This is a genomic window from Stenotrophomonas maltophilia group sp. msm1 (genome assembly GCF_032025805.1).
Taxonomy (GTDB): domain Bacteria; phylum Pseudomonadota; class Gammaproteobacteria; order Xanthomonadales; family Xanthomonadaceae; genus Stenotrophomonas; species Stenotrophomonas hibiscicola.
This window is the reverse complement of sequence record NZ_JAVSKH010000001.1, coordinates 1,217,843-1,236,032: the sequence shown is the minus strand read 5'-3', so window position 1 is coordinate 1,236,032 and position 18,190 is coordinate 1,217,843. Positions and strand designations below refer to the sequence as shown.

Genomic DNA, 18,190 nt, shown 5'->3' with positions numbered 1-18,190 from the left:
CGATCTACTGTAGAGCCGAGCCCATGCTCGGCTCACGCAATGAAGCAGCCGAGCGTGGGCTCAGCTCTACGCCCGAACGCCCGCGGCCAACCCCGGCAACTCACGCAGGTCGTCGATCACTGCCACCGCGTGCGCGCTGCCCAGGTCCAGGCCGCGCGGATAGCCGTAGCGCACCAGCGCGATCGGCATGCCCGCATCTTCGGCGGCGCGGTAGTCGGTCAACGAATCTCCCACCATCAGGCACGCCTCCACCGGCAGCGCGAAATGCGCGGCGATGTGCCGCAGCGGTTCGCCACTGGGCTTGCGCTGCGGCAGCGAATCACCGCCCAGTATCAGCGCGAACGCATCACCAATGCCCAGGTGCTGCAGCAGCGGCGGCACCAGTGCTTCGGGCTTGTTGGTGCAGATCGCCAGTGGCACGTCGCGCGCGCGCAGCTGCGCCAGTGCGTCGGCCACGCCATCGAACAGGCGCGGGCTGCGCAGCAGGCATTCACGGTAGTGCACCATGAACACCGGCATCACTTCGGCCAGGTCGACCTCGCGGCCTGCCGCATGCACGGCCTGTTCGACCAGGCGGCGCACACCGTCGCCGATCCAGCCGAGCACGGTGGCTTCCGGCACGCGTGCCATGCCGATGTCCTCCAGCGTGCGGTTCAGCGCTTCGGCGATATCAGCTGCGCTGTCGACCAGCGTGCCATCAAGGTCGAACACGACCAGTGGATAGGGATATGACAAGGAACGGCACCTGCACGACGTGGGCCCCCCATTGTACGCCGCTGGTTTCCGCGCCGATCCGCCTCAACCGATCCGGCGCGCTCGGGTGGCCAGGAAGGTGGGAAGATAACGGTCGATCAGGAAGCGCGGCCGCGGCTGCCAGTCTTCCATGAAGCGATCGATGACGAAGCCGGCATCCAGCTGGCCACCAATCAGCTCGGTCAGGCTGTGGCCAAAGGTCAATGCGTCGCCACGGGCCAGCTTCGCCTCGCGTTCGGCTTGCGGCAGGTCTTCCAGATCCGAATAGGGAATGGCGTACTGCGGACGGATCAGGCCCTGTGCATCCAGCTGCGGATCGCGTGCACCCACGAACAGCACCGGATTGTAGAAGCTGGCCATCAGCATGCCATCGCGCGCCAGCACGCGGCGGCATTCAGTCCATACCGGGCGCACGTCAGGGACGTAGAGGTTCGAGATCGGGTGGAACACCACATCGAAACTGTCATTGGCAAACACGTGCAGGTCGCGCATGTCACCCTGCACGGTGCGCAGCTGCAGGCCATCGCGCGCGGCGACCGCGCGGTCCTGTTCAAGCTGCCCGTCGGAGAGGTCGAACACGGTGACATCGGCGCCAGCGGCAGCAAGCACCGGTGCCTGTTGGCCACCACCCGAGGCCAGGCACAGGATGCGACGGCCGCGCACGTCGCCCATCCAGTCCAGCGGCAACGCGCGCGGCGTCAGGTGCACCTGCCAGCGGCCTGCGCGCGCGGCAGCAATCGTTGAGCTTTCCACCGGGCGCGACCATTCGCGCGCTTCACTGGCCTGGCGGTCCCAGGCAGCACGGTTGTGGTCGATCAAGGCCTGTCCATGGTTCATGTGTCCTCCGTGCCCGGCGGGCGCCAATCCAGATCCTGGAAGGCCGGGCCGGCGAAGCACTCGCCCAGGAAGTCCAGGAATCGCCGCATGATAGCGGGCTGCTGTCGCCGTGATGCGTACACGGCATGAATGCCGAGCTCGTCCAGACTGAATCCGGGCAGCAGTTCGACCAGTTCGCCGCTGCGCAGCATCGGCGCCACCTGGTAGGTCGGCAGCATGGCGATACCGGCACCGGCCCGCACCGCCTCCAGCAGCAGCGATGCCTCGTTGGCACTGATGTTGCCGCCCACAGCCACCGACAGCGAACGGCCATCGCGGTGCAGCTGCCACAGGCTCTTGCCGACGTAGTGGTGGGTCAGGCAGTTGTGCGCGGCCAGGTGTTCGGGAGCGGTTGGCGTACCGCGCGCCTCCAGATAGGACGGCGTCGCGCACAGCACCGAGCGGCAGGTGGCCAGCCGCCGCGCGATCAGGCTGGGGTCGATCTGGCGCGCGATGCGCACGGCCAGGTCCACGCGCTCCTCGACCAGGTTCACCGTGCGGTCGACCAGCAGCAGCTCGATGCGCGCCGCCGGATGGCGCGCGACGAAACCGGCCACCGCCCGTGCCAGGTGGCTCTGCCCGAACGACACGCTGGCGGTCACGCGCAGCGTACCGTGCGGCTCGGGATCATCACTGGCCAGCTCGCCCTGCAGTTCTTCGCCGATCGCCAGCATCTGCCGGAAGCGCGCCAACGCCGCCTCGCCCGGGCCGGTCAGGCTGACCCGGCGCGTGGTCCGGTGCAGCAGGCGTGCACCCAGCCAGCCCTCGACCTCGGCCAGGTAGCGGCTGACCATCGCCCGTGACATGTCCAGCACCTCTGCCGCTGCGGTCAGGCTGCCGCGCTCGGCCACCTCGACGAACACGGTCATGGCGGTCAATCGGTCCATATGCTCGCTCCATGCAACAAACAAGCGCGTTATACGCTGTTTTTCGAGCGACTGCAGCGGCCTACAGTGGCCGCGTCCCCCCCACACCGCCCCACGGAGTCCTGCCATGAAGATCGCCTTCGTCGGTTCCACCGGCAACATCGGCCGCCAGATCGCCCGCCACGCGCTGGCGAACGGCCACGAACTCACTGTCATCGTGCGCAGCGCGCAGGATCTTCCGGCCGAACTGGCCGGCGCCCATCCGGTGGTCGCCTCGCTGGATGACCAGGACGCGCTGGTCGCCGCCATCGCCGGCCACGACGTGCTGGCCAGCGCCTACGGCCCACGCCCGGGCGATGACATCGGCCGCGTCGGCGAGGTGGCCGCACAGCTGGCCGCGGCCGCGCGCAAGGCCGGTGTACCGCGCCTGGTGGTGGTCGGCGGTGCCGGCAGCCTGGAAGTCGCACCCGGCGTGCAGCTGGTCGATACCTCCACCTTCCCGGAGGCCTACAAGCCATACGCGCTGGCCCATCGAGAAGCCTTCAATCGACTGCAGGTGGTGGACGACCTGGACTGGACCTTCTTCTCGCCGGCCGCCGAAATCGGCCCGGGCGAAGAGCGTGGCCATTACCGCGTGCAGCCCAGGGCGTTCCTGGCCGACGCCAGCGGCCACAGCCGCATCAGTTATGCCGACTACGGCGCCGCGTTCGTCGCCGAGCTGGAAGCGCACAAGTACCCGAAGCAGATCATCACGGCAGCGTATTGATCATGCCGTCCGCCGGGCATGGCCCGGCGCTACCTCCCTGTAGAGCCGAAGGCAACGGCAGGAGCCGTTGCCAACATCGCTTGCGACGGCCCGTAGGGGGCCGGGCAAGGACGCCCGGCATAGCCCGCGCTCGGCTCTACGCGAACATGCAGCCGGGCATTGGCCCGGCTCTAGACAAGGAATTCCCATGCGTACCGCTGCCCTGCTGCTTCCCCTCGCCCTGGCCGCCACTTTCACCAGTGCGCCGCTGCTGGCCGCTCCGGCCACCGCGGCGCCGACCACCGCGACGAAATCCCAACTGCACCTGCAGACCTTCCATCCCGGCCCGCAGGCAATGTTCCCGGTGTCCTCGGTGCTGATCGAAGGCCGCCACGACGCGATCCTGGTCAATGCGCAGTTCGGTGCCAGCGACGCGCGCAAACTGGTCGAGCTGATCCGCGCCAGCGGCAAGCAGTTGACCACGATCTATATCAGCCACGGCGATCCGGACTACTACTTCGGCCTCGCCACGCTGCAGGATGCGTTCCCGCAGGCGCGCATCGTCGCTACCGCGCAGACCGTTGCCCACATCCAGCAGACACAGGCCGGCAAGCTGGCCTACTGGGGCCCGAAGATGGCTGCCGACGTGCCCGCGCGCATCGTGCTGCCGCAGGTGCTGGAGGGCGATGCCCTGCAACTGGAAGGCCAGCGCCTGCCGCTGATCGGCCTGGACGGACCGACCCCGGACCGCACCGTGCTGTGGGTGCCGTCGCTGCGCGCGATCGTCGGTGGCATTCCGGTGGTGGCGGGCGAGCACGTGTGGATGGCCGACACGCAGACGCCGAAGTCACATGCCGACTGGCTGCAGACCCTGCAGCAGCTGCAGGCGCTGAAGCCGAAGGTGGTGGTGCCGGGGCATTACGCGCCAGGTGCGGCGCTGGATGCCAGTGCACTGCGCTTCACTGCGGACTACATCCGCACGTTCGATATCGAAGCGGCAAAGGCGAAGGACAGTGCGGCGCTGGTGCAGGCAATGCAGTCGCGCTACCCGAAGCTGGATGGCGTGGCATCGCTGGAGCTGAGCGCGAAGGTGGCCAAGGGCGAGATGCAGTGGCCATGAGGTAGGGAGTTTTCTTTTGCGGGGCTGCGCCCTGCACCTGCGGTAGTGCCGGCCGCTGGCCGGCACCCTCAACATCCAAAGCTGGCCTGAACGTCAACAGCTGTACGATGGATTGCGTAGTTGAGTAAACCGATGGAACGGAGAATTCGCGATGAAGATCAAGAGTGTGTTGGCCAAACTGCTGCTGTCCACCACCGCGCTGGTCGCGCCCCCCGCGTTCTCTCAACAGGTGACGCCCTCCACCGACCCCGTTGTTCAAGCCTTTGCGCAGCATGAGGGGTTGACCACGCAAGAAGCCGACAGGCGGCTCAGACTTCGAATTGCGGCAGGTGAAGAGCTTGCGCGCATTCTGGATGGAATGCCTGATCGCTTCGCTGGCAAGAGCTTCACTGAGAACCCGATGATCGTGACGGTCCGTTTGACCGGGACCGAGCCAGTGCCATCCCGAACTATGAGCACTGTCCATGGCACCATCACCTACCGCTTCACGGTCGGGGCAACCCACTCTCTGACGCAACTGAAGCAGATAGTGAAGTCAGGAAAGGTGGCAGAACTTTTCCCGGAGCATCAGGGAATCATGATCGACGGACAGCGCGGTGTGATTGTTGTGGAGCTGCCCGGCACAGATTTCGAAAGAACCCATGTCGATGAGGAGCAGGAAGCGCGACGCATTCTCTCCGCCCCCATTGAACTGAAGAAGTCCTAGGGGCGCTCCAAGCTGCTGTCAGCGCCTCAGGTTCGTGCGGGTGGGAGAGCTGTTTGGCGAACGCTTAATTGCCTGCGGAATGGCTCGATCCGTGCTCGAACAATTCCCCCTGCACCGCGGCCTCCTTTTCGCGGAAGCCACCCAGGCCGACGCCGACCAGGCGGTAACGGGTCTCCGCCGGCAGGTCGACGCGGGCGCGCAGGGCCAGCGCGATGTCGCGCAGTTCTTCCATCGATTCCGGCGGGCGCTCCGGGGTGAAGCTGCGGGTGAGGATGCGGAACTGCGCGGTCTTCAGCTTCAGCACCACGGTGTGGCCGACGCGCTCGGTCTTGCGCGTGGCCTTCCAGGTCTTCTCCGCCAGTTGCACGATCGCCTCGCCCAGGTCTTCCAGCAGCAGGTCCTCGGCAAAGGTGTCCTCCGAGGAGATCGACTGTACCTGCTGGTCCGGTTCCACCGGCCGCTCGTCGACGCCGCGTGCGCGGTTGTACAGGCTGCGGCCGAAACTGCCGAACGCCTCTTCCAGATCGGTCAATGCCCATTGCCGCAGATCGCCGCAGGTGGCGATGCCGCGCGCGGCAAGTTTTCCTTCCATCACCTTGCCGACGCCGGGCACCCGGTTCACCGGCAACGGCTGCAGGAACGCGTCCACCCGCTGCGGTGGAATCACGAACTGGCCATCGGGCTTGCGCCAGTCCGAAGCGATCTTGGCCAGGAACTTGTTCGGCGCGATCCCGGCTGAAGCGGTCAGGTTCGTCTCCTCACGGATCTGCGCACGGATGGTGCGGGCGATGTCGGTGGCCAGTTCGATGCCGCTCTTCGGCTCGGTCACGTCCAGGTAGGCCTCGTCCAGCGACAACGGCTCGACCAGGTCGGTGTGGCGCAGGAAGATCTCGCGCACCTGGCGTGACACCGCCTTGTAACGTGCAAAGTCAGGCGGCACGAAGATCGCGTCCGGACACAGGCGTTCGGCGCGCAGCGCCGGCATCGCCGAACGCACGCCGAACACGCGTGCCTCGTAGGACGCCGCACACACCACCGAGCGCGCGCCGCGCCATGCCACAACCACCGGCTTGCCGCGCAGTGACGGATCGTCGCGCTGCTCCACCGACGCGTAGAACGCGTCCATGTCGACGTGGATGATCTTGCGCAGTCGGGTCATGTCAGGCGGAAAGGGCGGGGGCGTGCCGAACGGGCCACACGCCGAAGTATGGTCGTTGCACATCAACAGGATGCGCGTATTCCATTGAAAACACTACGGTTGCGTACGGTTGAAATGTTTGATCGGCGCAGTTTCCACGGGCATCCTCGAACGCTTGTTTCCCTGTTTCCCCGCTTCCAGGATTGTGCTTCATGACCCGTCTCCACGCGTTCAACCGCGAACAGCTGCTGGCCAGCGCACGCGGTGAACTGTTCGGCACCGCCGCCGGCCGTTTGCCCAACGATCCGATGCTGATGTTCGACCGCATCACCGACATCCACGAGGACGGCGGACCGCACGGCAAGGGCATGGTACGCGCCGAGCTGGATATCCGCCCGGACCTGTGGTTCTTCGGCTGCCACTTCATCGGCGACCCGGTGATGCCAGGCTGCCTGGGCCTGGATGCCATGTGGCAGCTGACCGGCTTCTTCCTGACCTGGCTGGGCGCCCCCGGCAAGGGCCGCGCGCTGGGCTGTGGCGAGGTGAAGTTCACCGGCCAGGTACTGCCGGACGCCAAGCTCGTACGCTACGAGATCGACATCAGCCGGGTCATCAACCGCAAGCTGGTGATGGCCCAGTCCGATGCCCGCATGTACGTGGATGATCGCGAAATCTACAGCGCCCGCGACCTGCGCGTCGGCCTGTTCACCGAAACCGGGAGCTTCTGATGCGTCGCGTCGTCATCACCGGCATGGGCATCACCTCCTGCCTCGGCAATGATCTGGATACCGTTTCGGCCGCGCTGCGCGAAGGGCGCTCGGGCATCACCGCCCTGGCCGACCACGCCGAAGCGGGCCTGCGCAGCCAGGTCGGCGGTCGTGTCGACCTCGATCTGGAGGCGCTGATCGACCGCAAGCAGAAGCGCTTCATGAGCGACGCGGCGGCCTTCGCCTACCTGGCCATGCGCGATGCCATCGCCGATGCCGGGCTCAGCGCCGAGCAGGTCAGCAGCCTGCGCACCGGCCTGATCGCCGGTTCCGGTGGCGGCTCCAGCGAATGGCAGATCGGCGCGGTCGACCTGCTGCGCGAACGTGGTGTGCGCAAGGTCGGCCCGTACATGGTGCCGCGCACGATGTGCTCGACGGTCTCGGCCTGCCTGGCCACCGCCTACCAGATCAAGGGCGTCAGCTATTCGTTGTCGGCCGCCTGCGCGACCTCGGCGCACTGCATCGGCGCCGCCGCGGACATGATCCGCCATGGCGCGCAGGACATCATGTTCGCCGGTGGCGGCGAAGACCTGCACTGGTCGATGAGCGTGATGTTCGATGCGATGGGCGCGCTGTCGACCAGCTTCAACGAGACCCCGGCCAGCGCCTCGCGCCCGTACGACAAGGACCGCGACGGCTTCGTCATCGCCGGCGGTGGTGGCATGCTGGTGCTGGAGGACTACGACCACGCCGTTGCGCGCGGCGCGCGCATCCATGCCGAACTGATCGGCTATGGCGTGACCTCCGACGGCGCCGACATGGTCGCCCCGTCCGGTGAAGGCGCGGTGCGCTGCATGAAGATGGCACTGCAGGGCGTCGATCGCCCGCTGGATTACCTCAACACCCACGGCACCTCCACGCCGCTGGGCGACGTCACCGAGCTCAACGCCATCCGCGAAGTGTTCGGCGATGCGGTGCCGCCGCTGTCCTCGACCAAGGCGCTGTCCGGCCATTCGCTGGGTGCGGCCAGCGTGCACGAGGCGATCTACTGCCTGCTGATGATGCGCGATGGCTTCGTTGCCGGTTCGGCCAACATCGGCGAACTGGACCCGAAGGTGGAGAGCTTCCCGATCCTGCGCGAAAGCCGCGCGCAGACGCTGGACACGGTGATGTCCAACAGCTTCGGCTTCGGTGGCACCAACGCCGCGCTGGTGTTCGGGCGGGTGTGATGGGGGCAGGTGTGCCGACCAACGGTCGGCACCCACCAATAGATGTAGAGCCGAGCCATGCTCGGCTCAGTGCCGGCCAACGGTCGGCACCTACCGCTTATTTCGGCAACAACGGCACCAGCAACGCGTGCGCATCCACCAGCGAACCGACAATGCGATGGCCAAGCGCGCGCAGCTCTTCGTCAGGATGCACCAGGTCCGGTACCTGGATCACGGTCATGCCAGCGGCCAATGCCGCGCGCGTGCCAGCGGGTGAGTCTTCCAGCGCCAGGCAGCGCCCAGGCACCTGGCCCAGTCGCTGCGCGGCCAGCAGGTAGATGTCCGGCGCCGGTTTCGGCCGCGCCACGTCGCCACTGGTGATCACCGCGTCGAAATACGGCAGCAGTCCGGCCGCCGCCAGCTTGCGGTTGGCACGCGGCTGCCACGTGGTGGTGGCCACCGCGCGCGGTACCGCGTGCGCCTTCAGCAGCTCCAGCAGTTCCAGGATGCCCGGACGCAACGGCAGGCCGGTCTGTGTGCGTCCTTCGTACAGTTCGTGGCAGCGTGCAGCGACCGCCTCGATCACGCTGTCCTCGATACCCTGCGCACGCAGCAGCGCGTGCGAATCCCGGTCGCCGAGGCCGACCATGCGCAGGAACACTGCCTCGTCCAGGCCCAGTGCGAATTCGTCGGCGGCCTCGCTCCAGCAGGCCAGCGAGACCCGCTCGCTGTCGATCATCAGGCCGTCCATGTCGAAGATGACGGCGTCGGGGAGGAACGGCAGCGCAGCGATGGTGGTCATGGAGCGAACAGCGTATCCAGGTCGGTGGAAGTGAGCTGCCGCCATTGCCCTTCGTCCAGCCCCTGCAGGTCCAGCCCGCCAACACGACTGCGGTGCAGGGCCTGCACGTGGTTGCCGGTGGCGGCGAACATGCGGCGTACCTGATGGTAGCGGCCTTCGTGCAGCACCAGGCGCGCGCGACGCGCATCCAGCACTTCCAGTTCAGCCGGCAGCAGGGGCGTCTTCTCGGACTCCAGCATCAGCGTGCCGCTGGCGAACAGCGCCACCTCGTCGCCGCGCAGGTCCTCGCTCAATTCGACCTCATAGACTTTCGGCAGCTTCGACTTCGGCGAGATGATCCGGTGCAGCAGGCTGCCATCGTCGGTCAGCAGCAGCAGGCCGCTGGTCTCGCGGTCGAGACGGCCCACCGTGGACAGCACCGGATCGCGGTCGCGGAAGCGCGGCGGCAACAGGTCGTAGATCAGGCGGCCGGTATCCTTGGTCGAACAGGTGTAGCCAGCCGGCTTGTGCAGCGCGATCGACAGGCCCACCGGCGGGTCCAGCGGCTCGCCATCAACCCGGATCACCTCGTGCGGCACCTGGTCGTCGGCGTACAGTACCTCGCCGGTGGCGTCGGTGATGCGGCCTTCGCGGAACATCCACTGCACCTGCTTGCGGCTGCCATAGCCCAGATTGGCAATGTGCTTGACCAGCTTCACTTGCCCTTCCCCTTCACTGCTTCCACCAGCTTGAAACCGTCGCGTTCGGCGACCACGCGCACCGCGCCGAAGCTGTCGTTGAGGGTGTGCTCGTAAGGCAGGTGGCGGTTGGCCACCACGTACAGGCGCCCGCCCGGGCGCAATGCCTGCGCAGCCACGGCGATGAAGCGCTGGCCGATGTCCGGGCGGTCGGCACGCGATGGGGTGTGGAACGGCGGGTTGCTGATGATGACGTCGTAGCCCGGCTCGATGCCGGCGGTGACGTCGCGCCACAGGAAGCGCAGCGGCAGCGGGCGCGGCGGCGGCGCCAGGTTCAGCTCGGCCAGCGCCAGTGCGCGCTGCTCGGCTTCGTACAGGTCCAGCGCGGTGATCTTCGGGCAACGCTCCAGCAGTTCGCGTGACAGGTAACCGTAGCCAGCGCCCAGGTCGGCAGCACGCCCGGCCAGCTCGGCCGGCAGGTGCTCGGCCAACAGTGCCGAGGCCGGGTCGATGCGATCCCAGGCGAACACGCCCGGACGACTGAGGAAACGACCGCCGACGATCGGGCGCACCGCGTCCAGTGCCGACCAGCGCTTGGCCAGGTCAGCGTCGTGCTGGCCCTGCAGTGGGGCGGTCCAGTACACGCGGCAATGGTTCTTGGTCAGGCTGCCGCCGAGGCCGGCCAACTGCTTGAGGTCGCCTTCGCCGGAGCGCGCGCCTTCGTTGTTGGACTGGCAGGCGACGATGCGGCCACCGTCGGCGACCAGCGCCAGCGCGCGCGCAAACAACGCACGAGCCTCTTCGCGCTGGCGCGGCGGCAGCACCAGCACCAACCGGTAGCGGCCCTTGCCGGCCGCGTCATCCAGCTGCCCGCTGACGGTCCAGCCGGCAGCCTGCTGCAGCGGTTGCGCGAACGGGGCGAAGCTCTGTTCGCAGTGCACCTCGCGATCGCCGGCCACTTCGCGCAATGGCCAGCCATCGCGGGCACGCAGGAAGGCCACCGGGCCCTCCGGCCAGCGCAGGGCGCCTTGGGAGAACGGCAGGAGCAGGGTCTGCAGGGGGGCGTCGTCGCTGGAGGCCATCGGCGCGGGTACTTCAAGCGTGAGGGCCGTCCATTGTACCGGCTTGGCCGGGCCGGCCCCGGCGGCCCGCTTTGCGAAACCCGAACGGGGCCTTGATCCGCCAGAAACATTGAAACGTTCAGGGTAGAGGCTCCCCCGGAAACCCAGGAGAACCTGCATGCGAGCCTTGTTCGTCGGTGGCGTGGTCGACAACAGTGAAATGGACCTGGAAGGCAGCCATCCGCCCGTGCACTACCCCGAGGACACCGGCGGCGGCCACTCGCGCTATCGGCTGCATCAGATCGGTCATGGTGCCGACGGCAGCGTTGCCTACGCCGTCTATGGGGCACCGGACCTGGCCGATGACGAGGTGGCGAGGGTTGCAGAGGAGCGGGCGTACGCACGCCGATTCGAGGCGACGCCGACGTTGTTCGAGCACTGACACATCTGTAGCGCCCGAGCCCACGCTCGGGCGGCGGCAGAGCCGAGCGTGGGCTCGGCTCTACATCGGATCAAGGCGCCTTGGGTGGCAGGCGGTTGATACTGGCGATTTCATCCAGCCACACATGGTGCTGCTGCACCGGCGTGTCGTAGTCATCCAGGCGCAACTGGCCGTTGCTGCCTTCATCACCCGCGGCGTTGCGGTATTGCTGCACAGTTGGCCTCACCGCCACCGTGCCGAGCAGGCGGCGGCCATCGTGCAGAATCAGTTCCACCTGCGTTTCGCCATCCAGCTGCGGCAGCAGGGCTTCCAGGCGCGCGATCTGCGCCGGATCGGTGTGGATACGTGGAGCTATGCGGGACATCGGCGACCTCCTGACTGCAGGGTCGCCGATCGGCCGTGAATGCTCAGTGCAGCGCACTGTCCGCGCGCGCCACCTGCACCTTGCGCACGGCAGCCACCAGCTGCGCTACCGAGTACGGCTTGGCCACATGCTCTTGGAAGCCCGACGCCAGCGCGCGGCGGCGGTCGTCGGCACGCGCCAGTGCAGTCACCGCCACCGCAGGCAAGGTCGCCGCGTCCACGCCCATGTCCTCGCGCAAGGTGCGCACCAGCCCATAGCCATCCATGCCCGGCATGCCGATGTCGGTCAGCAGCACGTGGTACTGCAGGTGGCCGGTGTCGGCCAGCAGTGCCAGCGCTTCGCCGGCCGAGCTGGCCGCCGATACGGTGGCGCCCTGCTCTTCCAGCATGCGGCGCAGGTATTCCAGCACTTCCGGCTGATCCTCCACCGCCAGCACGTGCATGCCGCGCAGCGGATAGGGTTCGACGACCACCGGCTCCAGGATCGGCCCACTGATCACTTCGCGCAGCGGTCGGCGCTCTGCATCCGGCAGGTGCTGGGGCAGGCGCACGGTGAAGGTGGCGCCGTGGCCATGCCCTTCGCTGGCGGCAGTGACCGTGCCGCCATGCAGTTCGACCAGCTGCTGCACGATCGCCAGGCCCAGGCCGAGACCGCCATGACGGCGCGTGGTGGTGCCATCAGCCTGCCGGAAGCGGCTGAACAGATGGTTGAGGAATTCGGGCGCGATGCCGTCGCCGGTGTCGCGCACGGTGATCACCCAGTGATTGCCATCGGCCTGCAGCTGCAGGTCGACGCGGCCTTCGGCAGGGGTGAACTTGATCGCATTGGACAGCAGGTTCCACAACACCTGCTGCAGGCGGGTGGCATCGCCCAGCACCAGGCACGGCTGTTCCGGCAGCAGCAGGCTCACATCCAGCGCCTTGCCTTCGGCGACCAGCTCCTGCGCGCCGATGGCTTCGCTCAGCAGGTCGCGCAGGTCCAGTATCTCCACCTCCAGCTGCACCTTGCCCAGCAGCATGCTGCTCAGGTCGAGCATGTCCGAGATCAGCCGCTTCTGCGCACCGGCGCTGTTGGCGATCACGTTCAGGCCCTTGTACAGCGGACTGGTGTTGTCCACGCGCTGCAGCAGCAGTTCGCTCCAGCCCAGGATGGTGGTCAGCGGCGTACGCAGTTCATGCGACAGCGTGGCCAGGAACTCGTCCTTCAGCCGCGCCATGTTCTCCGCAGCGCTGCGCGCGGCACGCTCGGACTGCAGCAGCTCCTCGCGGGCCAGTTCAATTTCGCGTCGTTCGGTGACATCCGGACTGCTGCCGGCCAGGCCGATGAAGCGGCCCATCCGCGAAAAACGCGGGCGGGCGTTCATCTCCAGCCAGCGCCACTGGCCATCCGCGCGCCGCGCACGCACCAGCGCGTGCATCGAACGCTGCGCCTTCAGCGCTTCCTGCAGTTCGTATTCGAACACGGACGCGTCATCCGGATGCACGAGACCGCGCCAGACATCTTCCGGCACACGCGTTTCATCACCACCGAAGAACTCGCTGAAGGCACTGTTGACGAAACGCGCATGGCCGCGCTCATCGAGCACCCACACCGGCATCGGCAGGCCGTCTGCCAGCGCGCTGAAACGGGCTTCGCTTTCGCCCAGCTCCACTTCCATCTGCTTGCGCGCGGTGATGTCGAAGAACAGGATGCCGACCTTGTCTTCTCCCGGCCGCCCCACCCGCACCGCGTCGACCGCGAACGAGCGGCCCAGCGCACGGGCTTCCATCTCGAACTGAGCGGGGCGGCCGCTGCGTGCGACTTCGCCATAGATACGGAACCAGTCCTGCTCGTGGTTGGGTTCCAGCGCAGTCATGCACTTGCCACGCGCGTCCTTCAGCCCAGTGTGGCGCTCGAACGCGTCGTTGACTTCGATGAAACAATAGTCGACCGCACGATCACCCTCGAACAGCACCTGGATCACGCAGAAGCCGGCGTTGATGCGCTCAAGCACGCCACGATGCAGGTCGGGTTCTGGCGCCGGCACCAGCATCGGTGGGCGCTCCACGAGGGGCGGCAGTGTGGACAAGGGAGTCTTTGCAAGCCAGGTTGGGAGCACAGCATCTTCCAAAGGGCGTATTCACAGCGTCAAGCGCCGTCAGTCATGGTTGACGTCGATGAATTGGCGGCAACCGCTCTTGCCCACGACGCAATCGGCCATTGCGGTCGTCCGGCAGCAGGCTCACACTCGATCCGTGATCAACACCCCCCCAGCGCGGGGACGCAGGAGACCGTCATGAAACGCTCACTCGCGATTGCCCTGCTGGCAGGCGCCCTGGCGGCCGGTGGCGCCAATGCTGCGCCACGCACCGTGACCGATGCAGACGCGCCGCGTGCGTTGCAGGCCGATGGACCGGTCAGCGTGAGATGGGAAGATCCGGCCAAGTTCACCGAAATACGCCAGAGCAGCAACCGCTTCGAGGCCGAACGCGGTGACTGGGTGCAGCAGCTGGCCCGCTACCTGCAGACCACCGCAGCCAAGCCGCTGCAGCCTGGGCAGACCCTCGATGTGACCCTCGTCGACATCAAGCGTGCCGGTGACTACGAGCCTTGGCACGGCCCGCGTGGCCGCGACATCCGGATCATGCGCGACATCTACCCGCCACGGATCACCCTGCAGTACACGCTGAAGGATGCCAGCGGCCGTATTGTCAGCGAGGGCGATGCGCGCCTCAGCGATACCGGCTACCTACACAACGTGGGACTGAAGAGCGACAGCGATCCACTGCGCTACGAGAAGCGTCTGATCGATGACTGGGTGAAGCGCCAGCTGGCCAGTCAGGCGACCGCCGCGCGTTAGGTCCCCCGGGCAGGTGTCGACCTTGGTCGACACGCATTCACGGCGCCGATCGAGGTCGGCCGCTACCGGTGCCGAGCGCGGGCTCGGCGCTACACGTACACCTTCGCCACGCGCTTGACCGCGCACGGCAGCTGGTAGGCGCTCACGCCACAGCGCGGCGCCAGCTCCGACAGGGTCGGCGCAGAACCCCACAGTTCCACCACGCTGCCGATGCCGGCCTGCGCATGCGCGGTCAGGTCCACCGTCAGCATGTCCATCGACACGCGCCCGATCAGCGCACCGGGCTGGCCGTCGATCAGCACCGGAGTGCCGTTTGGAGCGAACTGCGGATAACCGTCGGCATAGCCGAGTGCAACCACACCCACGCGGGTGCGCGCCTTGGCCACGAAACGCGCGCCATACCCCACCGGTTCACCGGCTTCGATCCAGCGCTCGGCGATCACCTTCGACTGCATCGTCATCACCGGGCGCAGCCGCTCGGTCAACACGGTGTTGTCCGGCAGCGGGTTGGCGCCGTACAGCATCAGGCCCGGGCGCACCCAATCACTGCGCACATCCGGCCAGCCCAGCAGCGCAGGCGAGTTGCACACGCTGGTCTCGCCTGCCAGTCCATCAATGGCGCGGGCGAAGGTCGCCGCCTGTTCGTGGGTGCGTTCGCTGTCCAGCTCGTCGGCACGCGCCAGGTGGGTCATCAGCACGACGCGTTCGACGTGCGGCAGCGCCGACAGGCGCGCGTGCGCCGCGCGGAAGCTGTCCACGTCCAGGCCGAGGCGATGCATGCCGCTATCCAGCTTCAGCCACACCGTCAACGGGCGCGGGCTGTCGAAGGCGGCGACGGCCTCCAGCTGCCACGGCGAACCCACGGCGAACCAGAAATCATGCTCCGCCACCAACGCCATGTCGCTCGGCTCGAAGATGCCTTCCAGCAGCAGGATCGGCGCACGGATGCCGGCCTGGCGCAGCTCCAATGCCTCTTCGATGGTGGCCACGCCGAAGCCATCGGCCTCGCCTTCCAGCGCCTGCGCACAGCGCACCGCGCCATGCCCATAGGCGTCGGCCTTGATGATCGCCAGCGCCTTGCCCCCGCCCAGTTCACGGGCGAGGCGGTAATTGCTGCGCAGGGCGCCCAGATCGATCAGCGCGCGGGCAGGACGCATGTGCGGTTCTCGTGTTGCGGCGCGTGACCGTACTGGCCGTAGCGGAAAATATCCAGGCCTTCGGTGCTGATCTGCGGCTGTCGCGCGCTCATCAGGTCGGCAAGGTAGCGGCCCGAGCCGCAGGCCATGGTCCAGCCCAGCGTGCCGTGTCCGGTGTTGAGGTACAGGTTGCGGAACGGCGTGGCGCCGATCACCGGCGTACCGTCCGGCGTAGCCGGGCGCAGGCCGGTCCAGAACTGCGCGCGCGACAGGTCGCCGCCCTTCGGGTAGAGATCCCTGACCACAAGTTCCAGAGTCTCGCGGCGGCGCTGCGACAGCGACAGGTCGAAGCCGGCCACTTCGGCCATGCCACCGACACGGATGCGGTCGTCGAAGCGGGTCACCGCCACCTTGTAGCTCTCATCGAGGATGGTCGAGGTCGGTGCCATCGCCGGGTCGGTGATCGGCAGGGTCAGCGAATAGCCCTTCAGCGGGTACACCGGCAGGCGCATCCCCAGCGGTGCGACCAGCGCTGGCGAGTAGCTGCCAAGCGCGACCACGAAGCGGTCGGCGGTTTCCAGCTTGCCGTCGATGCGCACGCCGGTGATGCGGTCGCCATCGAACTCCAGGCCGGTGATGTCCTGGTCGAAACGGAATTCAACGCCGGCATCCATGCACAACTGCGACAGCCGGCGGGTGAACAACTGGCAGTCGCCGGTCTGGTCACGCGGCAGGCGCAGCGCGCCGACCAGGCCATCGACATGGGCCAGGGCCGGTTCGGCCTGGATGATGCCGGCGCGGTCCAGCACCTCGTACGGCACGCCGTACTGGGCCAGGATCTCGATGTCCTGCGCCGAAGCATCCAGCTGCTGCTGGGTGCGGAACAGCTGGGTGGTGCCAAGGTCGCGGCCTTCGAATTCGATGCCGATCTGCGCGCGCAGCTCGTTCAGGCAGTCGCGGCTGTACTCGGACATGCGCACCATGCGCGCCTTGTTGATCGCATAACGCTCGTGGGTGCAGTTGCGCAGCATCTGCCACAGCCAGCGGTACTGGGCCAGGTCCATGCCCGGGCGGATCGCCAGCGGCGCGTGCTTCTCGAACAGCCAGCCGATGGCCTTCTTCGGCACGCCCGGGGCCGCCCACGGCGAGGTGTAGCCGAACGACAGCTGGCCGGCATTGGCGAAGCTGGTTTCCAGCGCCGGGCCGGGTTGGCGGTCGATGACCGTGACTTCAAACCCGGCCTGTCGCAGATACCAGGCACTGGTGGTACCGATCACGCCGCTGCCGAGAACTAGGACTCGCATGGGACTTCTCCAACCCGATCATTCCCTGCACTGGAGCGCACAGGGACCATAATTGGGGAAGTATAGACAGCCATTCCCAGTTGATTTGCCTGTTTTGAAATCAACCGGCAGGATGTTCCACTTCAATTCACTCCCGAAGGTTGACGGTCATGGCCACCCGGATCCGCGAACTGGACAAGATCGACCGCAAGATCCTGCGCATCCTGCAGGCCGAGGGCCGCATCTCCCTCACCGAACTGGGCGAGCGGGTGGGCCTGTCGACCACCCCGTGCACCGAGCGCGTGCGCCGGCTGGAGCGCGAAGGGGTGATCACCGGCTACCACGCCCACCTCGACCCGGCCGCAGTTAAAGCGAGCCTGCTGGTGTTCGTGGAGATCAGCCTGGCGTACAAATCCGGCGACATCTTCGAGGAGTTCCGGCGCGCCGCGCTGAAGCTCCCCAACGTACTGGAATGCCATCTTGTATCGGGCGACTTCGATTACCTGCTGAAGGCGCGGATCAGCGAGATGGCCTCCTACCGCAAGCTGCTCGGCAGCACGCTGCTGACACTGCCGCATGTACGTGAGTCGAAGAGCTACATCGTGATGGAAGAAGTGAAGGAAACACTGAGCCTGCCGATTCCGGACTGAGGCTGCTGCTGGGTGGGGCCAGATCCCGTACAGCGGGCTCTGACCCCGACCATGGCGACAGTCAGCGCTGCTGCGGATGCTTATGCGGGCGCTGTTCCTGCTGCCTGCCGCCCTTGTGCTGCTGCGGCTCCATCTGCTGTTGCTGCTGTTGCTGCTGCGGGTTGCGGCCCTGCGGTTCCTTGCCGGGATGACGGTTCTGCTGGTTTTTCATGGTCGCGATCCAGTGGACGAAGGACATGCGGCGGCGGGATGCCGGCGCAGGGCCACGGTGGCCCCGGAACGGTTAATCGCAGGCGAAAAAGCAGTGATCGGCTGGACGCTGTTTTCGCGCGTTCAGCCCGCTCAGCGCCAGCCAGCAGCCAACCTTGGTGGCACCAGGGTTCAGCGCTTGATCTGCTGGCCATCGCCGGCCGGCATGCTGTCGTAGTAGCGGCCGGTGCGCGAGTCGAACACGCGGTTCGGGCCGGCCGGGCGCACGCCGGGCACGATGCGGCCGTTGCGGTCGTAGACCTTGTCGGCCGGCCTCGGTGCTGGCGGCGGCGCGACCTGGGCCGGACCGGTGGACTTGATTGGTTGCGGCGGTTGCGGCGTAGGCAGCAACTGCGGCTGCGGCCGGGCCGCCTGTGGCGGTGGCGCCACCGGCTGCGGCGCCACGGTGGTCGCGCTGCGGGTGGCCGTGGGGTCGGGGGTGGGCACCTGGGCCAGCGCCAGTGCCGGCAACAGGGCGATCAACAGCAGGGGAAGAGTCGGCTTCATGGCACGCTCCGGCGTCTATTACACCCACCTTGCTCCCGCACCCGTGTGCCACCCATGAACG

At 67.1% G+C, this 18,190-nt stretch carries 21 protein-coding genes; 8 read left to right on the top strand and 13 right to left on the bottom strand.

Annotated features, from left to right (window positions below; translation table 11 throughout):
* Positions 1 to 66 precede the first annotated feature (66 nt).
* The 3 genes from gph to ROV95_RS05515 all read right to left on the bottom strand — a co-directional run bounded on the left by gph (position 67) and on the right by ROV95_RS05515 (position 2,516).
* Positions 67 to 735, bottom strand: a complete 669-nt coding sequence (gph, locus tag ROV95_RS05525; RefSeq protein ID WP_019660933.1) for a phosphoglycolate phosphatase — start codon at positions 733 to 735, stop codon at positions 67 to 69.
* A gap of 63 nt (positions 736 to 798) precedes the next feature.
* Positions 799 to 1,590 carry a class I SAM-dependent methyltransferase gene (locus ROV95_RS05520; RefSeq protein WP_019660932.1) on the bottom strand — a complete coding sequence of 264 codons (792 nt, stop codon included), beginning with the start codon at positions 1,588 to 1,590 and terminating at the stop codon, positions 799 to 801.
* Positions 1,587 to 2,516: a LysR family transcriptional regulator gene (locus ROV95_RS05515; protein WP_312543417.1), complete on the bottom strand. Its 930-nt coding sequence runs from the start codon at positions 2,514 to 2,516 to the stop codon at positions 1,587 to 1,589. The genes ROV95_RS05520 and ROV95_RS05515 overlap by 4 nt, the downstream gene beginning before the upstream one ends.
* Positions 2,517 to 2,622: 106 nt before the next feature.
* Between ROV95_RS05515 and ROV95_RS05510 the strand changes: the two genes are divergently transcribed.
* The 3 genes from ROV95_RS05510 (at position 2,623) to ROV95_RS05500 (ending at position 5,066) form a co-directional block, all read left to right on the top strand.
* On the top strand, positions 2,623 to 3,261 hold the full coding sequence (locus ROV95_RS05510; protein WP_312543416.1) for an NAD(P)H-binding protein: 639 nt from the start codon (positions 2,623 to 2,625) through the stop codon (positions 3,259 to 3,261).
* Between the two features lie 187 nt (positions 3,262 to 3,448).
* Positions 3,449 to 4,360, top strand: a complete 912-nt coding sequence (locus ROV95_RS05505) for an MBL fold metallo-hydrolase (protein WP_019660929.1) — start codon at positions 3,449 to 3,451, stop codon at positions 4,358 to 4,360.
* A 151-nt stretch (positions 4,361 to 4,511) separates the two neighbouring features.
* Entirely contained in the window at positions 4,512 to 5,066 is a 555-nt protein-coding gene (locus ROV95_RS05500) for a hypothetical protein (RefSeq protein ID WP_312543414.1), read from the top strand.
* Between the two features lie 64 nt (positions 5,067 to 5,130).
* Here the strand turns inward: ROV95_RS05500 and dinB are convergent, their stop codons facing one another.
* Entirely contained in the window at positions 5,131 to 6,225 is a 1,095-nt protein-coding gene (gene dinB, locus ROV95_RS05495; RefSeq protein ID WP_312543413.1) for a DNA polymerase IV, read from the bottom strand.
* Between the two features lie 191 nt (positions 6,226 to 6,416).
* Here dinB and fabA point away from each other — a divergent pair, with 191 nt between their 5' ends.
* Together fabA and fabB are read left to right on the top strand one after the other, a co-directional pair.
* Entirely contained in the window at positions 6,417 to 6,932 is a 516-nt protein-coding gene (gene fabA / locus ROV95_RS05490) for a 3-hydroxyacyl-[acyl-carrier-protein] dehydratase FabA (RefSeq protein WP_014035851.1), read from the top strand.
* A complete protein-coding gene (fabB, locus tag ROV95_RS05485) occupies positions 6,932 to 8,140 on the top strand; it encodes a beta-ketoacyl-ACP synthase I (protein ID WP_019660927.1) in 1,209 nt (402 codons plus the stop codon). Before fabA ends, fabB begins: the two co-directional genes overlap by 1 nt.
* A 97-nt stretch (positions 8,141 to 8,237) precedes the next feature.
* Here fabB and ROV95_RS05480 read toward each other — a convergent pair whose 3' ends face one another.
* From ROV95_RS05480 to ROV95_RS05470, 3 genes are read right to left on the bottom strand one after another with little or no spacing between them, the layout of a single operon-like run.
* Entirely contained in the window at positions 8,238 to 8,921 is a 684-nt protein-coding gene (locus ROV95_RS05480; protein WP_312543411.1) for an HAD family phosphatase, read from the bottom strand.
* Entirely contained in the window at positions 8,918 to 9,619 is a 702-nt protein-coding gene (locus ROV95_RS05475) for a 16S rRNA pseudouridine(516) synthase (protein ID WP_262212313.1), read from the bottom strand. Before ROV95_RS05475 ends, ROV95_RS05480 begins: the two co-directional genes overlap by 4 nt.
* Complete coding sequence (locus tag ROV95_RS05470) at positions 9,616 to 10,680, bottom strand: class I SAM-dependent methyltransferase (RefSeq protein WP_312543407.1); 1,065 nt, start codon at positions 10,678 to 10,680, stop codon at positions 9,616 to 9,618. Before ROV95_RS05470 ends, ROV95_RS05475 begins: the two co-directional genes overlap by 4 nt.
* 157 nt (positions 10,681 to 10,837) lie before the next feature.
* On the opposite strand from ROV95_RS05470, the gene ROV95_RS05465 reads away from it, so the two are divergent.
* Entirely contained in the window at positions 10,838 to 11,101 is a 264-nt protein-coding gene (locus ROV95_RS05465) for a hypothetical protein (protein ID WP_005415125.1), read from the top strand.
* A 70-nt stretch (positions 11,102 to 11,171) separates the two neighbouring features.
* On the opposite strand, the gene ROV95_RS05460 is transcribed toward ROV95_RS05465, so the two are convergent.
* Both ROV95_RS05460 and ROV95_RS05455 read right to left on the bottom strand, forming a co-directional pair.
* Positions 11,172 to 11,465 (bottom strand): DUF3247 family protein, encoded by a 294-nt coding sequence (locus tag ROV95_RS05460; protein WP_019660923.1) that lies wholly within the window; start codon positions 11,463 to 11,465, stop codon positions 11,172 to 11,174.
* A 43-nt stretch (positions 11,466 to 11,508) separates the two neighbouring features.
* Complete coding sequence (locus ROV95_RS05455) at positions 11,509 to 13,497, bottom strand: ATP-binding protein (RefSeq protein ID WP_026347121.1); 1,989 nt, start codon at positions 13,495 to 13,497, stop codon at positions 11,509 to 11,511.
* A 243-nt stretch (positions 13,498 to 13,740) separates the two neighbouring features.
* Here ROV95_RS05455 and ROV95_RS05450 point away from each other — a divergent pair, with 243 nt between their 5' ends.
* Positions 13,741 to 14,304 (top strand): DUF3016 domain-containing protein, encoded by a 564-nt coding sequence (locus tag ROV95_RS05450; protein WP_312543406.1) that lies wholly within the window; start codon positions 13,741 to 13,743, stop codon positions 14,302 to 14,304.
* 89 nt (positions 14,305 to 14,393) lie between these two features.
* On the opposite strand, the gene alr is transcribed toward ROV95_RS05450, so the two are convergent.
* Together alr and ROV95_RS05440 are read right to left on the bottom strand one after the other, a co-directional pair.
* Positions 14,394 to 15,461, bottom strand: coding sequence for an alanine racemase (alr, locus tag ROV95_RS05445; RefSeq protein WP_312543405.1), 1,068 nt, complete (start codon positions 15,459 to 15,461; stop codon positions 14,394 to 14,396).
* The gene (locus tag ROV95_RS05440) at positions 15,440 to 16,744 is read right to left on the bottom strand and encodes a D-amino acid dehydrogenase (RefSeq protein ID WP_058980697.1); all 1,305 of its coding nucleotides are present in this window, start codon (positions 16,742 to 16,744) and stop codon (positions 15,440 to 15,442) included. The genes alr and ROV95_RS05440 overlap by 22 nt, the downstream gene beginning before the upstream one ends.
* 149 nt (positions 16,745 to 16,893) lie before the next feature.
* On the opposite strand from ROV95_RS05440, the gene ROV95_RS05435 reads away from it, so the two are divergent.
* Entirely contained in the window at positions 16,894 to 17,373 is a 480-nt protein-coding gene (locus tag ROV95_RS05435) for a winged helix-turn-helix transcriptional regulator (protein WP_312543404.1), read from the top strand.
* A gap of 61 nt (positions 17,374 to 17,434) precedes the next feature.
* On the opposite strand, the gene ROV95_RS05430 is transcribed toward ROV95_RS05435, so the two are convergent.
* A complete protein-coding gene (locus tag ROV95_RS05430; RefSeq protein ID WP_058980698.1) occupies positions 17,435 to 17,611 on the bottom strand; it encodes a hypothetical protein in 177 nt (58 codons plus the stop codon).
* 143 nt (positions 17,612 to 17,754) lie between these two features.
* Positions 17,755 to 18,129: a classical arabinogalactan protein 4 gene (locus tag ROV95_RS05425; protein WP_312543401.1), complete on the bottom strand. Its 375-nt coding sequence runs from the start codon at positions 18,127 to 18,129 to the stop codon at positions 17,755 to 17,757.
* Between the last annotated feature and the right edge of the window lie 61 nt (positions 18,130 to 18,190).

Excerpts from the sequence above, each read along its gene's own strand:
- fabA (WP_014035851.1), top strand. The coding sequence starts at position 6,417 with ATGACCCGTCTCCACGCGTTCAACCGCGAACAGCTGCTGGCCAGCGCA.
- alr (WP_312543405.1), bottom strand. The coding sequence starts at position 15,461 with ATGCGTCCTGCCCGCGCGCTGATCGATCTGGGCGCCCTGCGCAGCAAT.
- ROV95_RS05450 (WP_312543406.1), top strand. The coding sequence starts at position 13,741 with ATGAAACGCTCACTCGCGATTGCCCTGCTGGCAGGCGCCCTGGCGGCC.
- fabB (WP_019660927.1), top strand. The coding sequence starts at position 6,932 with ATGCGTCGCGTCGTCATCACCGGCATGGGCATCACCTCCTGCCTCGGC.
- ROV95_RS05455 (WP_026347121.1), bottom strand. The coding sequence starts at position 13,497 with ATGCTGGTGCCGGCGCCAGAACCCGACCTGCATCGTGGCGTGCTTGAG.
- dinB (WP_312543413.1), bottom strand. The coding sequence starts at position 6,225 with ATGACCCGACTGCGCAAGATCATCCACGTCGACATGGACGCGTTCTAC.
- ROV95_RS05500 (WP_312543414.1), top strand. The coding sequence starts at position 4,512 with ATGAAGATCAAGAGTGTGTTGGCCAAACTGCTGCTGTCCACCACCGCG.
- ROV95_RS05430 (WP_058980698.1), bottom strand. The coding sequence starts at position 17,611 with ATGTCCTTCGTCCACTGGATCGCGACCATGAAAAACCAGCAGAACCGT.
- ROV95_RS05510 (WP_312543416.1), top strand. The coding sequence starts at position 2,623 with ATGAAGATCGCCTTCGTCGGTTCCACCGGCAACATCGGCCGCCAGATC.
- ROV95_RS05440 (WP_058980697.1), bottom strand. The coding sequence starts at position 16,744 with ATGCGAGTCCTAGTTCTCGGCAGCGGCGTGATCGGTACCACCAGTGCC.
- ROV95_RS05425 (WP_312543401.1), bottom strand. The coding sequence starts at position 18,129 with ATGAAGCCGACTCTTCCCCTGCTGTTGATCGCCCTGTTGCCGGCACTG.
- ROV95_RS05470 (WP_312543407.1), bottom strand. The coding sequence starts at position 10,680 with ATGGCCTCCAGCGACGACGCCCCCCTGCAGACCCTGCTCCTGCCGTTC.
- ROV95_RS05505 (WP_019660929.1), top strand. The coding sequence starts at position 3,449 with ATGCGTACCGCTGCCCTGCTGCTTCCCCTCGCCCTGGCCGCCACTTTC.
- ROV95_RS05435 (WP_312543404.1), top strand. The coding sequence starts at position 16,894 with ATGGCCACCCGGATCCGCGAACTGGACAAGATCGACCGCAAGATCCTG.
- ROV95_RS05520 (WP_019660932.1), bottom strand. The coding sequence starts at position 1,590 with ATGAACCATGGACAGGCCTTGATCGACCACAACCGTGCTGCCTGGGAC.
- ROV95_RS05515 (WP_312543417.1), bottom strand. The coding sequence starts at position 2,516 with ATGGACCGATTGACCGCCATGACCGTGTTCGTCGAGGTGGCCGAGCGC.
- ROV95_RS05480 (WP_312543411.1), bottom strand. The coding sequence starts at position 8,921 with ATGACCACCATCGCTGCGCTGCCGTTCCTCCCCGACGCCGTCATCTTC.
- ROV95_RS05460 (WP_019660923.1), bottom strand. The coding sequence starts at position 11,465 with ATGTCCCGCATAGCTCCACGTATCCACACCGATCCGGCGCAGATCGCG.
- ROV95_RS05465 (WP_005415125.1), top strand. The coding sequence starts at position 10,838 with ATGCGAGCCTTGTTCGTCGGTGGCGTGGTCGACAACAGTGAAATGGAC.